The sequence below is a fragment of the Tropicibacter sp. S64 genome (genome assembly GCF_049803835.1).
Classification (GTDB): Bacteria; Pseudomonadota; Alphaproteobacteria; order Rhodobacterales; family Rhodobacteraceae; genus Pacificoceanicola.
The window spans coordinates 323,350-337,591 of the sequence record NZ_JBNAGK010000001.1 but is presented as its reverse complement, the minus strand read 5'-3'; the positions used below and the strand labels follow the sequence as shown (position 1 = coordinate 337,591).

At 65.7% G+C, this 14,242-nt stretch carries 13 protein-coding genes; 3 read left to right on the top strand and 10 right to left on the bottom strand.

Annotated features, from left to right (window positions below; translation table 11 throughout):
- Nucleotides 1–1,200 carry an exopolysaccharide biosynthesis GT4 family glycosyltransferase EpsE gene (gene epsE / locus ACP159_RS01660; protein ID WP_425097875.1) on the top strand — a complete coding sequence of 400 codons (1,200 nt, stop codon included), beginning with the start codon at nucleotides 1–3 and terminating at the stop codon, nucleotides 1,198–1,200.
- Between the two features lie 215 nt (nucleotides 1,201–1,415).
- Here the strand turns inward: epsE and ACP159_RS01655 are convergent, their stop codons facing one another.
- From ACP159_RS01655 to ACP159_RS01615, 9 genes are all read right to left on the bottom strand, one after another.
- Nucleotides 1,416–2,168: an SDR family NAD(P)-dependent oxidoreductase gene (locus ACP159_RS01655; RefSeq protein WP_425097874.1), complete on the bottom strand. Its 753-nt coding sequence runs from the start codon at nucleotides 2,166–2,168 to the stop codon at nucleotides 1,416–1,418.
- A 4-nt stretch (nucleotides 2,169–2,172) separates the two neighbouring features.
- Complete coding sequence (ltnD, locus tag ACP159_RS01650; protein WP_425097873.1) at nucleotides 2,173–3,072, bottom strand: L-threonate dehydrogenase; 900 nt, start codon at nucleotides 3,070–3,072, stop codon at nucleotides 2,173–2,175.
- The gene (locus ACP159_RS01645) at nucleotides 3,065–4,114 is read right to left on the bottom strand and encodes a transketolase family protein (protein ID WP_425097872.1); all 1,050 of its coding nucleotides are present in this window, start codon (nucleotides 4,112–4,114) and stop codon (nucleotides 3,065–3,067) included. The genes ltnD and ACP159_RS01645 overlap by 8 nt, the downstream gene beginning before the upstream one ends.
- Entirely contained in the window at nucleotides 4,111–4,962 is an 852-nt protein-coding gene (locus tag ACP159_RS01640) for a transketolase (protein ID WP_425097871.1), read from the bottom strand. Before ACP159_RS01640 ends, ACP159_RS01645 begins: the two co-directional genes overlap by 4 nt.
- An 86-nt stretch (nucleotides 4,963–5,048) precedes the next feature.
- A complete protein-coding gene (locus ACP159_RS01635) occupies nucleotides 5,049–5,963 on the bottom strand; it encodes a hypothetical protein (RefSeq protein WP_425097870.1) in 915 nt (304 codons plus the stop codon).
- Nucleotides 5,960–7,270 carry a TRAP transporter large permease gene (locus tag ACP159_RS01630; protein WP_425097869.1) on the bottom strand — a complete coding sequence of 437 codons (1,311 nt, stop codon included), beginning with the start codon at nucleotides 7,268–7,270 and terminating at the stop codon, nucleotides 5,960–5,962. The genes ACP159_RS01635 and ACP159_RS01630 overlap by 4 nt, the downstream gene beginning before the upstream one ends.
- A gap of 4 nt (nucleotides 7,271–7,274) precedes the next feature.
- Complete coding sequence (locus ACP159_RS01625) at nucleotides 7,275–7,796, bottom strand: TRAP transporter small permease (protein ID WP_425097868.1); 522 nt, start codon at nucleotides 7,794–7,796, stop codon at nucleotides 7,275–7,277.
- 96 nt (nucleotides 7,797–7,892) lie between these two features.
- Nucleotides 7,893–8,870 carry a TRAP transporter substrate-binding protein gene (locus tag ACP159_RS01620; RefSeq protein WP_425097867.1) on the bottom strand — a complete coding sequence of 326 codons (978 nt, stop codon included), beginning with the start codon at nucleotides 8,868–8,870 and terminating at the stop codon, nucleotides 7,893–7,895.
- 52 nt (nucleotides 8,871–8,922) lie between these two features.
- Entirely contained in the window at nucleotides 8,923–10,173 is a 1,251-nt protein-coding gene (locus ACP159_RS01615; protein ID WP_425097866.1) for an NAD(P)/FAD-dependent oxidoreductase, read from the bottom strand.
- Nucleotides 10,174–10,279: 106 nt separating this feature from the next.
- Between ACP159_RS01615 and ACP159_RS01610 the strand changes: the two genes are divergently transcribed.
- Nucleotides 10,280–11,194: a LysR family transcriptional regulator gene (locus ACP159_RS01610; protein WP_425097865.1), complete on the top strand. Its 915-nt coding sequence runs from the start codon at nucleotides 10,280–10,282 to the stop codon at nucleotides 11,192–11,194.
- Between the two features lie 484 nt (nucleotides 11,195–11,678).
- Here the strand turns inward: ACP159_RS01610 and ACP159_RS01605 are convergent, their stop codons facing one another.
- A complete protein-coding gene (locus ACP159_RS01605) occupies nucleotides 11,679–13,373 on the bottom strand; it encodes a thiamine pyrophosphate-binding protein (RefSeq protein ID WP_425097864.1) in 1,695 nt (564 codons plus the stop codon).
- A 79-nt stretch (nucleotides 13,374–13,452) separates the two neighbouring features.
- Between ACP159_RS01605 and ACP159_RS01600 the strand changes: the two genes are divergently transcribed.
- Complete coding sequence (locus ACP159_RS01600; RefSeq protein WP_425097863.1) at nucleotides 13,453–14,181, top strand: aspartate/glutamate racemase family protein; 729 nt, start codon at nucleotides 13,453–13,455, stop codon at nucleotides 14,179–14,181.
- The last annotated feature ends 61 nt before the right edge of the window (nucleotides 14,182–14,242 follow it).

Below are 14,242 nucleotides of genomic sequence, written 5' to 3'. Positions count from 1 at the left end.
GTGTCGCGAAAGCTGCGTATCGGGTATCTGGTGCCTCAATTTCCGGGGCAGACCCACATCTTCTTCTGGCGCGAGATTCTCGCGCTCGAAGCGATGGGGCACGATGTGCATGTGCTCTCGACCCGCAAACCGCCCTCCGGCCTGATCGCGCACGACTGGTCCGACGACGCCATCCTGCGCACGGATTACCTTGGCAACTTCGATCCGGTCGCCTCCGCCGTCGCCCTTGCCAGGCTGACCGCCGAGGGGCTGCCGCGCTGGATCGCCAGCGAGGGACCGGGCTTCGCCAAAGACGCGGCCGTTGCGCTCGGAGCCGCCCAGCACCTCCTGCGCCACGCCCGCGACCACGATCTCGACCACATCCACGCGCATTCCTGCGGCCGTGCCGCGCTGATCGCCGCCTTCGTGCGCAAACTCGGCGGCCCGGAATACTCGATCACCCTGCACGGACCGCTGTCGGACTACGGCCCCGGCCAGCGCTTCAAGTGGTCCGGCGCAAAGTTCGCCACGATCATCACCCACAAGCTGCTGCACGAAGTCGAGGAGGCCCTCGCCGGATCACTCCCGCCGCGGCTCGTGGTCCGGCCCATGGGCGTCGACACCCGCATGCTCTCGCGCGACACGCCCTACGAGACGCCCGAGAAATCCCGCCCGGTCCGGCTGTTCTCCTGTGGACGGCTGAACATCGTCAAGGGCCATCAGGACCTGATGACCGCCGTGCGCCAGCTGATCGACCTCGGCGTCGACGTCCGGCTCGAAATCGCGGGTGAGGACGACGCCGGCGGCACCGGCTACCGGCAGGAGCTCGAAGCGCATCTGAAAAAGCTGCGCCTGCAGGACCACGTCAAGCTGCTCGGCGCCATCGACGCGGGAGCGGTGCGCGAGAAACTGAAGGAGGCGCATATCTTCGTGCTCGCCTCCTGGCACGAACCGCTCGGCGTGGCCTACATGGAGGCCATGTCCATGGGCGTGCCGGTGATCGGCACCGATGCGGGCGGCGTGCCGGAACTGATCCGCGACGGCTCCAACGGCTACCTCGTGCCGCCGAAGAACCCGGGGGCGCTGGCCCGCACCATCCGTGCGCTCGCCACCGATCCGGACGCGCTCCTGCGGCTTTCGGCGGCGGGGCGGGCGCATGTGGAGGAACACTTCCGGGCGTCGCTTGGCGCGGAAACGCTGGTCGAGGAAATCCTGCGCTAAGCGGAACCCCCTCCCCCTTTGGGGAGGGCTAGGGTTCGCGAGCGCCCGGAAAACCGTCCGGCGGACGGTTTTCAGCGAGCGACGGGCGGAGCCCCGGGGGGTACGCGTCCAAACTCCCTCCCCTGTGGGGAGGGCTGGGGTGGGGGACCCGCCACCAAAAAGAAAAAGGGCCCGCTGTCGAGCGGGCCCAGTCGTCCGACCGACAGGGAGGACGGTCAGTGGATCAGCGAGCCACCGTTCACGTCAACTTCGGAGCCGGTGACGTAAGCCGCCAGATCGGAGGCGAGGAACAGGCAGCAGCCCGCCACGTCCGAGGCTTCCCCGGCGCGGCCCATGGGAATGCCCTCCAGAATACCCGCCATCATCTCCGGGGTCAGCTTGCCGCCGGTGATGTCCGTGGCGATGAAGCCCGGGCAAACGGCGTTGGAGCGGATGCCATCGGGCGCCAGTTCCCGCGCCATCGCCTTGGTCAGACCGAGGATGCCCGCCTTCGCCGCCGAGTAGTGCGGCCCGCCGAAGATGCCGCCGCCACGCTGGGCCGACACGGACGAGATGTTCACGAAGGCCCCGGTCTTGCGCCCCCGCATGTGCGGGATCACCGCCTGGCTCATGTAGAGCGTGCCGCGCAGGTTCACGTCCAGCACCGCGTCGTAATTCTCCGGCTCGATCGCCATCAGCTTCAGCGGCTGGGTGATTCCGGCGTTGTTCACCACGATGTCGATCTGGCCGAACGCGGCAATCACCGCATCCGCCGCCGTCTGGCAGGCAGCCTTGTCCGTCACGTTGCAGGCAAGCCCGATGTGGCCCTCACCCGGCAGGTCCGCCGCCGCGGCCGCCGCCTGCTCCGCGTTCAGGTCGAGGATCGCCACACGGGCACCGTGCTCGGCAAACAGTTTCGCCGTGGCCTTGCCGAGGCCACGCGGGCTGGCACCGCCGGTGATGATGGCGGTCTTGTCTTTCAGAAGCATCCGTTCAGTCTCCTTCGGGGGATTTCGTGCTGTAGCCTGTCAGCGCCTCGTAGGCGCGGATGACACAGGAATCGTCGAGCTTGCCGAAACCCATGGCACTCGCGGCCAGCATCATCTGATGCGCGGCGGCGCTGAGCGGCAGGGGCGTGGCGCAATCGCGCCCGGTCTGGAGCACAAGCCCCAGATCCTTGACGAAGATGTCGACCGTCGAGGTCGGCGCGGTCTCTCCGGCGAGGATACGCGGCACGCGGTCCTCGAACATCCAGCTCTGTCCCGCGCTGGTGCTGACGATCTCGAACAGCTTCTCCGGATCGCACCCGGCCCGTGCGCCCAGCGCCATGACCTCGGCAGCCGCCACGAGGTGCACCCCGGCGGCCAGTTGATGCACGACCTTGTAGGTCGCACCGAGGCCGGGGACGTCTCCCAGCCGGTGCACCTTGCCCGCGATGGCGTCCAGCACCGGCTGCGCCCTGCCATAGGCGGCCTCCGGACCGGAGGTCATCAACGTCAGCGTGCCCGCCTCCGCGCCCACCTGCCCGCCACTGACCGGCGCATCCAGCATGACGAGACCCGCCCCGTCGAGCTCCGCCGCCAGCGCCCGCGCGTCATCCGGCGCAACGGTGCTGCACAGCATGACCGTCGCCCCCGGCGCCAGCGCCTCTGCCACGCCACTGCCGAAGACAGCCGCCCGGGCCTGCTCGGCGTTGACCACCATCAGCACCAGCAGGTCGCAGCCCTCCGCCGCGTCCGCCGCGCTGTCAAAGCTGCGCCCGCCGGCCTCCGCAAAGCGCTCCCGCGCCTTGGGCGAGAGGTCGAAGCCGCGCAGGTCCATGCCCGCCTTGAGGATGTTCTTGGCCATCCCAAGGCCCATGGCCCCGAGGCCGATCAGACAGGTCTCAGCCATCGAGCCACTCCTTCACCTGCGCCACGATGCGCGGCACGCTGAGGCCATACTGCTCATGCAACGTCGGCAGCGCACCCGCGTCGAGGAATTCGTCCGGCAGCCCGATCTGCCGGAACCGCGCCTGCACGCCCGCCCGCATCAGGCTGGCGCCCACCGCTTCACCAAGCCCGCCGACCACCGTGTGGTTCTCCGCCGTCACGATCAGCCGGCCGGTCTTCGCCGCCTCGGCCTGGATCGTCGCCTCGTCCAGCGGCTTGATCGTCGGCACATGCACCACCGCGCAATCGACGCCATCGGCTTTCAATGCCTTCGCCGCATCAATCGTGCGCATGGTCATGAACCCTGAGGAGATGAAGAGCACGTCGGCGCCATCGTGGATCAGCTTCGCCTTGCCCAGCTCGAACTGGTAGCCGTATTCGCCGAGCACATCCGGCACCTTGCCGCGCAGCAGGCGCATGTAGGCCGGGCCGGGGGTGCTTGAGAGAGCGTGCGTCGCCTGCATCGTCTCCACCGCGTCGCAGGGATCGACGATTGTCAGGTTCGGCATGCCCCGGAAGATCGCGAGGTCTTCTGTCGCCTGATGGCTCGGACCATAGCCTGTGGTCAGCCCCGGCAGGGCGCAGGCGATCTTCACCGGCAGGTTCTCTTCGGCAATCGCCATGCAGATGAAGTCATAGGCCCGCCGCGAGGCAAACACCGCGTAGGTCGTCGCCCAGGGTGTGAAGCCTTCGCGGGCGAGACCGGCGGCGGCGGAGATCAGCACCTGTTCGGCCATGCCCATCTGGTAGAACCGCTCCGGGTATTTCGCGGCGAAGACATGCAGGTCGGTGTACTTCGACAGGTCCGCCGACAGCCCGACGATGTCGTCGCGGGATTCCGCCAGCTGGCACAGCGCCTCGCCAAACGGCGCGGCAATCGTCTCGCGGCCTTCCGCGTCCAGCGACGCGATCATCGCGCTGGTGGCCAGCTTCTGGTCCGGCACGACGCGGGCGGCGTATTTCGATTTGCGGCGGGAGTTGGGGCCGAAGGGAACGTCTCTCATGCCGGGACCTCTTGATCCAGATGTGCCAGCGCCTTCGCCCATTCCTCCGGCTCGACGCGGATGAAGTGGGTCTTCTCGCGGGTTTCGAGGAAGGGGATGCCCTTGCACATCTTCGTGTTGCAGATGACGACGCGCGGCTCCGGGCCATCATGGGCGCGGGCCGTGTCGAAGGCTTGGCGCACGGCGTCCAGATCATTGCCGTCGACCTCCTGCGCGTGCCAGCCAAAGGCCTGCCATTTCGGCGCCTCCGGCGTTGTGGCCAGCGCGTCGCGGCTCGGCCCATCGGCCTGCTGGTTGTTGAAATCGACGACGCAGATCAGGTTCGAGAGCTTGTGCTGGGCGGCGGACATCACCGCCTCCCAGGTGGACCCCTCGCCCAGCTCACCGTCCGACATCAGGTTATAGACAAACGCCGGATTGCCCTTGCGCTTCAGCCCCATCGCCGCACCCACGGCAATGCCGAGACCATGGCCGAGCGAGCCGCCGGTGATCTCCATGCCCGGGGTGTAGGACGCCATTCCGGACATCGGCATGCGGCTGTCGTCCATTCCGTAGGTCTCGATCTCGTCTTCCGGCAGGATGCCGGCCTCGATCATCGCGGCATAGAGCGCAATCGCGTAATGGCCGATGGAGAGATAGAAACGGTCCCGCCCCTCCCACTCCGGATCGTCCGGTCGGTAGCTGGTCGCGTGGAAATAGCTGACCGCCAGCACATCCGCCACGCCCAGTGCCTGCCCGATATACCCCTGTCCCTGCACCGCGCCCATACGCAGCGCATGACGGCGGATGGCCCAGGCACGGCGCGCGAGGCTGACGTTCGATCCCGCATGGGGGCTGTGATCGGGCATGGCTCTCCTCCCAGAGTGTTGCCCCGTTCTACTCCTGTGCCGTCCCCGAACAATTGAGTTTTGCTAACAGGTTTGTTTAGCTGCGCTCAGCGATGCATCCGCCGAAGCAGGATCGGCGTCAGGTACATCGGCAGTTGGTAGCAGCCGATGAAGGGCAAAAGCTGCGCCGTCGTCTCCGGCGGCAAGGCCACGAGAAACAAGGCGATATTGCGGTTTCCGGCAATGAAGGAGAGGGCCAGCGCCTCGTCTCTCGGCTTGCCCGACACAATCAGACGCATCGCCCCCTGCGCTCCGAAATTCGCGCCGAAGGCGATGGCGAGCCAGAAGGCCAGAAGGCCCCAGGACTCGCGAGAAATCTCCACCACGGCGGGCATCAGGGCGATGACCACGACGACGAGCGCAATCGCCGACGCCCCTTGCAAGCGTTCGAGCACAACCGGCCCAGGTTTCGGGAAGAACAGCCGCCGGGTGAGCATCGCGGCGGCGGAGGTCAGCAGGATCGTCAGGAGAAGGCTCAGCGCGGCGAGGATGACATCGCGCAGGCCGGAGAGCATCGGCGACAAGGCAAAGATCGGGATGACGGTCAGCGGCAGCAACAGCGTCCCGGCCACCATCAGGCGCAGGGCAGGCTCGGGGCTGGCGCCCATCATCATGACGACATTGGGACTGCCGACGATGGAGGGCGCGGCGCTGACGAGGAGAAGGGAGAGCGTGACGGAGCTGGCGAGGGTGCCTGTCAGGACGGCGACGGCGAGGATGACCAGCGGCACAGCCAGTTGCAGGGCAAGCACGGCAGGCACCATCCGGGGCACCTTTCGCACCGCTTCCAGCATCCCGGCCACGGACATGCGCAACAGGGAGACGTAAAGCAGGCCAATCACCAGCCACGGCAGATATGGCTTCAGCGACGATGCCGGGCCGGGCAGGAGCAGGCCAAGCACCAGCCCGAAGGCCAGCACCCATGGTCCATGCCGTGCAAGGAAACGAAGTGGATCGGTCAAGACGGCCTTTGCCTGATGTTCTCGGGCAGCCAAGTGGCCAGATCCGGGAAGGCAATCAACACGAAAACCATCACCACCATGATGAGGAACATCGGGATCGCCGCCTTCGCGATGAAGCCCATCTGATGCTCGGTCATGCCTTGCAACACGAAGAGGTTGAAGCCGATGGGCGGGGTGATCTGCGCCATCTCCACCACAACGACGATGAAGATGCCGAACCAGATCAGGTCGATGCCCGCCTCCCGGATCATCGGCTCGACCACGGCCATGGTCAGCACCACGGAGGAGATGCCGTCAAGGAAGCAACCGAGGACGATGTAGAACACGAGCAGCGCCATCAGGAGTTCGAACCGCGACAGCTCCCAGCTTGCGATCAGATCGGCGAGGCCCCGAGGCAGGCCGGTGAAGCCCATGGAGAGCGACAGGAACGCCGCCCCGGCGAGGATCAGCGCGATCATCGCGGAGGTGCGCACCGCGCCCATCAGGCTTTCTGTGAAGGTGGACCAGGTCAGCGAGCCCTGCGCGGCCGCGAGTACCATCGCGCCGATCACGCCGAAGGCCGCCGCCTCCGTCGCCGTGGCAAAGCCGAGATACATGGAGCCGATCACCACGATGATGAGCAGCATCACCGGGATCAGGAACCGCGAGTTCTTCACCTTTTCCATGAAGGTCATGGCCGGGTCCGGCGTCGGGTTCCACTTTTTCGAAACGAAGGAATAGACCGCCACATAGGCCATGAACATCAGCGCCAGCACGAGGCCGGGCAGGATGCCGGCGAAGAACAGCTTGGTGATGCTCTCGTTGATCGTCACGCCGTAGACGATCAACGTCAGCGAGGGCGGGATCATCAGCCCGAGCGTCGCCGCGCCCGCCAGCGTGCCGATGACCATGGTCTCGGGGTAGTTGCGCTTGCGCAGCTCGGGAATGGACATCTTGCCCACGGTGGTCAGCGTTGCGGCGCTCGACCCGGAGACAGCGGCGAAGACCGTGCAGCCGACGATGTTGGTATGCACGAGGCCCCCCGGCAGCCGCGCCATCCAGGGCGACAGACCCCGGAACATGTCTTCGGACAATCGCGTTCGGAACAGGATTTCCCCCATCCAGATGAACAGCGGCAGCGCGGTCAGCGTCCAGGACGAGGAGGACCGCCAGACCACTGTGATCATCGCATCGCCCGCCGGGCGTACGGTGAACAGCTCCATGCCGACCCAAGCCACGCCCATGAGCGCAAGCCCGACCCAGACGCCGCTGCCCAGCAGCGCGAAAAGCACGAAGAGGAAGATGAAGATCGGAGCGAGTTGTTCCATGGCCCTACTCCGCGTGGCTCTGGTCCACGAGGTCCTCGCGGATGTTGGTGGTGCCGGTGAACAGCAGGCGGATCAGGTTGTCCCAGAAGGCAATCGCCAGCAGGATCGCTCCGACCACCATGACGATCTGCGGAATCCACAGCGGCGTCGCGTCCTGTCCTTGGCTCACGTCCTTGAACTTGTAGCTCTGCATCATGTACTTCCACGCGTACCGCGCGACGAAAGTCGTCACCGCCGCGCCCACGGCAAAGCAGAAGGTCTCGCCCCAACGCCGGTACTTGCCCAAGGCCGTCAGGGCCAGCGTCACCCGGATGTGCGCCCCGTGGTTCAGCGCATAGGCGAAGGCAAAGAAACTCGCCCCGGCCATGCAGTACCCGGCATAATCGGCCGCGCCCGGAAAGGTCAGGCTGCTCCAGCGCGCCACCATCTGCGCGACGATGATCAGCAGGATCAACACGGTGAAGACGGCGGCAATCACGCCCCCGGCGAGGTATAGCGTATCGAGCACGCGGCGGATCGCGGTCATGTGGTCTGCCCTGCCTTGGTTTTGCATCACAAAGGCCCACCCCGAACGGGATGGGCCGACGGTGAGAAGAATTTCAGCCTGAAATTCTGCTCACCCTCACTGCATCGCCTTGTAGGCGTCGACGATGGCCTTGCCGTCGTCCCCGGCCTTTTCCAGCCACTCCGATGTCATGGTCTCGCCGATGGCCTTCAGCTCCTCGACCAGCCCGTCGCCGGCCCGGCCCACGGTCATGCCGCCCTCGCGCAGACCGTCCAGCGTCAGCTGGGTGTAGTCCTTCGACATCTGCAAGCCGCGCGCCTTGGCCTCCGCCGCGCAGTCGGTCATCGCCGCACGCTGCGCGTCGTCCAGAGCATCCCAGGCGTCCTTGTTGGCAAAGACCACGTTGCGCGGCAGCCAGGCGTCGACTTCGTAGAAATGCGTCAGGTGCTCCCAGACCTTCCGGTCATAACCCGTCGCGCCGGAGGAAATGAACGCCTCCGCTACGCCGGTCGCCAATGCCTGCGACAGTTCCGCGGCCTCGACTTGCACCGGCAGCATGCCGGTCAGCTCCGCCATCCGCGCGGTCGCCGTCGAATAGGACCGGAACTTCACACCGGCCATGTCAGCGACACTCTCCACCGGCTTCTTGAAGTACAGACCCTGCGGCGGCCACGGCACGGAGTAGAGATACACGAGGTTCTGATCCGCCAGAACCTCCGCGATCTTCGGCCCGGCCACCTCCCACAGCTTTTCATGCGCGTCGAAGGAGGTCGCGAGGAACGGCACCGAGTCGATCCCGAACAGCGGATTCTCGTTCTCATGCGCCGAGATCAGCCGCTCGCCGATGGGCGCCTGCCCGGTCTGCACCGCCCGCTTGATGTCATTGCCCGCGAAGAGCGAGCCGGAGGGGTGCGTCACCATTTCGATGGCCCCGCCGGTGGCGTCGGTCACGCATTGCGCAAACTGCGCCGCGTTCTCCGAATGGAAGTTGGTCGCCGCATAGGCCAGCGGCATATCCCACTTGTCCGCCAGCGCCGCCGTGGCGGAAACCGCCGTCAGCGCCGTCGCCGCGAGGAATTTCGTCAATGTCGTCATCATCTGTTTCCCTTGTTGGTGGTTGGTTGCGCCCCGGTTTGCCCGGGACTTGTTATGCCTGTTTCGCGAAGCGTGACGGAGAATAGGGCGTCACGTCAATGTTCGGACTGCGCCCGCCGATCATCTGCGCCAGCAGACGCCCGGTTTTCGGCCCGCCTGTCAGCCCCACATGATGATGGCCGAAGCCCAGATACGCTCCCGCCGCCCCCGGCACCTCGCCAATCAGCGGGATCGAATCCGCCGGCGCAGGGCGATGGCCCATCCATTCGACCTCCCGCGCCCATGTCAGCCCCGGCATCGCCTTGCGGATGTTGTCCCGGAGCAGGTCGAACGGCGGGCGCGACGGCTCCGCCTCCAGCCCGCCAAACTCCACGATCCCCGCCAGCCGGATGCGCCCGTCCATCGGTGTCGCCACGAACTTGCCGCTCGCCACCATGACCGCCGCCTTCGGCATCACCGACGGCTCCCACAATTCCAGATGATAGCCCCGCTCGCTTTCCAGCGGCACATCCAGTCCCAGCATATCCGACAGCCGTTTCGACCACGCGCCCATGGCCAGCACCACCGCATCCGCCGTCACTGTCCCGCCGCCCGCGCGCACGCCCGTCACCCGGCCATTCTCCCGCACCAGCTCCGTCACCTCGGCCCGGCGCACCTCTCCACCGGAGGCCTCCACATGCCGCGCCAGCGCCTTCACATACTGCCCGGGATCGGTGATCCGGCCATGGTCGTCGAACCGCGCCGCAAAGCGGAACTCATCCGAGAACTCCGGATCATAGGCCCGCCACGCATCGCCTTCCATCTCGTGCCAGCGGAACCCGTTCTCCCGCCGCACGCCCCAGCCAAAGGCATCGGCCTCATAGGCCGCGCGATCTTTGTAAAGATACACGTAATCCGACGGCACGACGTAATGCTCCGCCCCGGTGCCCGCGCTCAGCGCCTGATGATCAGCCAGACTGTCTCCGATGATCGCCGTCATCGCACGTGCGATCCGCGCCACGTCGGCGGCGTTCCCGTGCCGCAGGTACTTCACCAGCCAGGGCGCCAGCTTCGGCAGGTAGCCCCATTTCAGGAACAGCGGCTGCTTTGGATCGAACAGCATCCGCGGCGCCTTCCACAAGAGCCCCGGCACCGTCACCGGCACCACGGAGCAGCTCGCCAGAACCCCGCCATTGCCGTGGCTGGTGCCCTCGCCCGGGTCCAGCCGGTCGATCAGGATCACCCTGTGCCCGTCCCGCTGCAGCCAGATCGCCGTGGAAACCCCGACGATCCCCGCCCCGACGATGACGATGGTCTTGCTCATGATTGGAAACGCCCCCGCAGATGTCCCGCGAAGCCTGCCAAGCGCCTGCCATCATTTCAAATACGATTTATTGCACAAGTCATCACTCAAACTTATACTCTCGGGAATGTCCCTGCGATTCCGACAGCTTCAGGCGTTTCACGCCATCATCGAGACCGGCACGGTCACCGCCGCCGCCGCGCAATTGGGCATTTCCCAGCCGGGCCTGTCGAACCTTCTGTCGCAACTCGAACGCGAGGTCCGCTTTCGCCTGTTCCAGCGCCAGCGCGGCCGCCTTGTCCCGACACCCGAGGCGCAAATGCTTTACCGCGAGGTCGAAACCGTGGTGCGCGGCCTCGACCACGTGCAGCAGGCGGTCACGGACCTGCAGAACAAGCAGGCCGGTCAGCTCCAGATCGCCTCCCAGCATTCGATCAGCTTCACCTGGATGCCCCGCCTCATCGCCCGCTTCGCCGAGGGGCGCCCCGACACGGCGATCACCTTCCAGTCGCAGTATTCCTCGAAAATCCAGGAATGGGTCGCCTCAGGTCTGTTCGAAATCGGCATCTGCGAGCGTCCCGTCCACCTCGACGCCTTCCACCTCCACCCGTTCCACTTCGAAACCCGCATCGCCCTGCCGCTGGGCAGCCCGCTGACCGCGCATGACGTCCTGACCCCGGCCCTGCTGGACCAATACCCCTTCATCGTCATGGGCCCCGACCATATGACCCACCGCCGCCTCCGCGCCGCCTTTGCGGAGGCTGGGGCGACCCTGCGTCCGCGCGTGCACTCGCACCTCTTCCGCAACCTGCTCGGCTTCGTCCGCGAGGGCATGGGCGCCGCCCTGCTCGACCCTTTCGCCCTCGAAGAGGAGGCCTGGGGCGGCTTCACCTCGCGGCCCTTCGCGCCGCGCATCCTGATGGACATGGTGGTCATCACCTCCCGCGCCCGGCCGCTCTCCGCCGTCGGCAGTGCCTTTCTTGCGGTGCTGCTGGAAGAACTTGGCAAGATCGCCGTGACGCCCGCGCAGGACAGCCTCTGAATTGGGCCGCATCGCGCCCCGGGGACTGCGGCGTCCCGCTTTCTTCTCTTTCCAAATACTCAAGAAATTCGGGCGTTAACCACGAATCCGACCGCTGAGGACGGCAGATGGAATGGTATCGATACCATGAAATCAAATCTGTACGAAACTCGGGTAGAATCGTACCAAACTCGGGCCCGTGGCCCCGCGAGGCGGGTTAACGCCCGGATTGTCCGTGTGTGGCGTCGAGGAGAAACAACAAGATGTTGTGTGTCCAGACCAGCGAGCGGTCGCTTAACCCCGGCGCGCGATGCGTTAACCCAATGCAGCTCGGCGCACTTGGTTAACGCACCCCGGGGCTACGCCCGTAAAACCCCCAAACACTCCCCCGGAGTGTTTGCCGGACCCATTGGGCACGGTTCAGACACCCCCGGGGCTTCGCCCGTAAACTGACCAAACGCTCCCCCGGAGCGTTTGCCGGACCCATTGGGTCCGGTACGTCAGTTTACCCCATCCACCGCATCACAGGGGCAGCGCTTTCCTCAAGCGGTTGAGAAATAACATCAATCAGCGTCGGCCCGTCATGCGCGAGCGCCTCTTTCAGCACCCGGTCAAGGTCCTCCGGGTCTTCCACGGTCCACGACCGCACCCCGAACCCCTCCGCCACCTTCGCGTTATCCGTCCGGCCAAAGTCGACGTTGTAGTACCGCCCGCCCTTGTCATCCTTCTGACTGGCCTTGATCCAACCGTACCCGGCATTGCTCAGGACCACAAACGTCACCGGCACCTTGTACCGAGCTGCGGTCTCCAACTCCCCGCAACTAAAGCCAAAACTGCCGTCCCCCATCAGCGCGACCACCGTCGCCTGCGGCCTGCCGAACCACGCCCCGATGGACGCCCCGATGGCATATCCCAGCGCCCCATGCGCCCGGTTCGTGATAAACGTCCGCCCGGCTTTCGGCCTCAACCCGAAGGCGTTGTAATACGGGCAGGTCGTCCCCGGATCGCTGACCACGACGGACTCCTCGGGCAGCAGCCTGTTCAGCGTGTCGATGATCCGTTCCGGCCGGACCGGCTTCTCCAAACTCTGCGCAAGCGTCTGAAAACGCGCAAACTTCCGCGCCTTGATCTCCGCCACCCGCGCTGTGCCGCCGAATGTCGGAAGCGCTGAAATCCCGTCCAGAACCGCGTTGGCCATATCAAGCGACAGCCGCAGATCGCCTACGACGCCAACCTCCGTCGGGTAGTTCGCTCCGATCACCATCGGGTCATTGTCGAAATGCAGCACCCGCGTTCCCGGCTTCGGCGCACTCCAACGCGAGGTGGTTGTGGACCCGGCACGGCAGCCGAGAAACGCAACGAGATCAGCCTCTTGCATCATCTCCCATGTCTCCGGCGTACCGCCGTTGGACCCCACCACCCCAAGGCTCTGCGGGTGGTCATCGGACAGCGACCCCTTCCCGGAAATCGACGTCGCCACGGCAATATCCAGCCGCTCCGCCACCGCAGCCAACGCCTCGCAAGCCCCGGAAATGATCACCCCGCCGCCACAGACGATCAAGGGCCGCTCGGCAGAAAGCAAAGCCGCCACCGCCGCCTCGACCCGAGACGCCTCCGGTGCGCCCGGATGCGCGGGGTAGCTTGAAAAAGTCAAATCCCCCCAGACATCTACGGGATCGACCGCATCGTACTGGATGTCATACGGCAACCCCAGATGCGCCGCCCCGGACCGCCCGGATGTCATCGCCCGGAACGCCGCCCGCACCATGCGCGGGATATGCGCCGCCTGCTTGATGACCGTATTGTACTTGGTCAGGGGGCGCATCAGCGCGTCCTGATCGACCTCCGTCAGGGGATACTTGCCATAAGACCCCACGGAAATATCCGTGGTGATGGCCAGCACCGCGTAAGAACTCTCGTTCGCCTCGATCAGCCCGGGAAGGATGTACGTCGCCCCGCCCCCAGACGGCCCTTCACAGACGCCAACCCGGCCCGTGACGCGCGAGAAACCATCCGCCATGTAAGCGGCGCAGCGCTCGTCCCGGGTCAGGATATGGGTCATCGAATGATCCAGCCCCCGCATCGCGTCATAAAACGGCAGCGTGGTGTCCCCGCAGAGGCCGAAGATATGCGTAACCCCCTGCGCTTCCAGCATTCTCACCATCGCCTCGGCGCCGTTCATCTGGTTCGTTTCGGCCATCACATCCCCCTATGCAGCGCCTCGGTTCATCGGCACAGTGGATTGGAAACCGTTTCGATTGCAAGGGAGGGACACCGCGATGGACGACTCGTGGATCGCAAAGGGCGGCAAATCCATCTATGGCGCGTCGGTCGGCATCCTGATGCTCGATGCCGAATTTCCCCGTATTCCCGGGGACATGGGTAACGCGACGACCTGGGATTTTCCCGTGCTCTACCGCATCGTCCGCAACGCCTCGCCGGACAGAGTGGTGCGCGGCGGGGCGCAGGGGCTGCTCCCCGCCTTCATCGACGCAGCGAAAGACCTGGTGAAGGACGGCGTCGACGGGATCACCACGAATTGCGGGTTCCTGTCGCTGTTTCAGGACGATCTGGCACGGGCCCTGCCGGTTCCTGTACTGACCTCCTCCCTGATGCAGGTCGAGATGGTCAACCGCATCCTGCCCCACGGCAAACGCGCCGGAGTGCTGACGATTTCCGCCTCGACCCTCACGCAGGCCCACCTGCACGGCGCCCGCGTGCCCGAGGGCACGCCCATCGGAACCACCGAGGGCGGGCAGGAGTTCACCCGGGCGATTCTCGGAAACGAACGGCAGTTGAACGTCGATCTGGCACGGCGGGACAACGTGGAGGCAGCCTTGGCGCTGCAGGCGAGACATCCGGATCTTGGAGCCTTCGTGCTGGAATGCACCAACATGTGTCCCTACGCCGCCGACATCACCGAGGCCACCGGCCTGCCCTGCTACTCCATTGTCAGCCTCGTGTCCTGGCTCCAGTCCGGCCTGACCCCGCGCCGCTTCCCGCGATGAAAGAAACCCGGCGGGGCAGGGCCACGCCGGGAGTGCAGGGAAACAAGTCTGAAATCAGTGC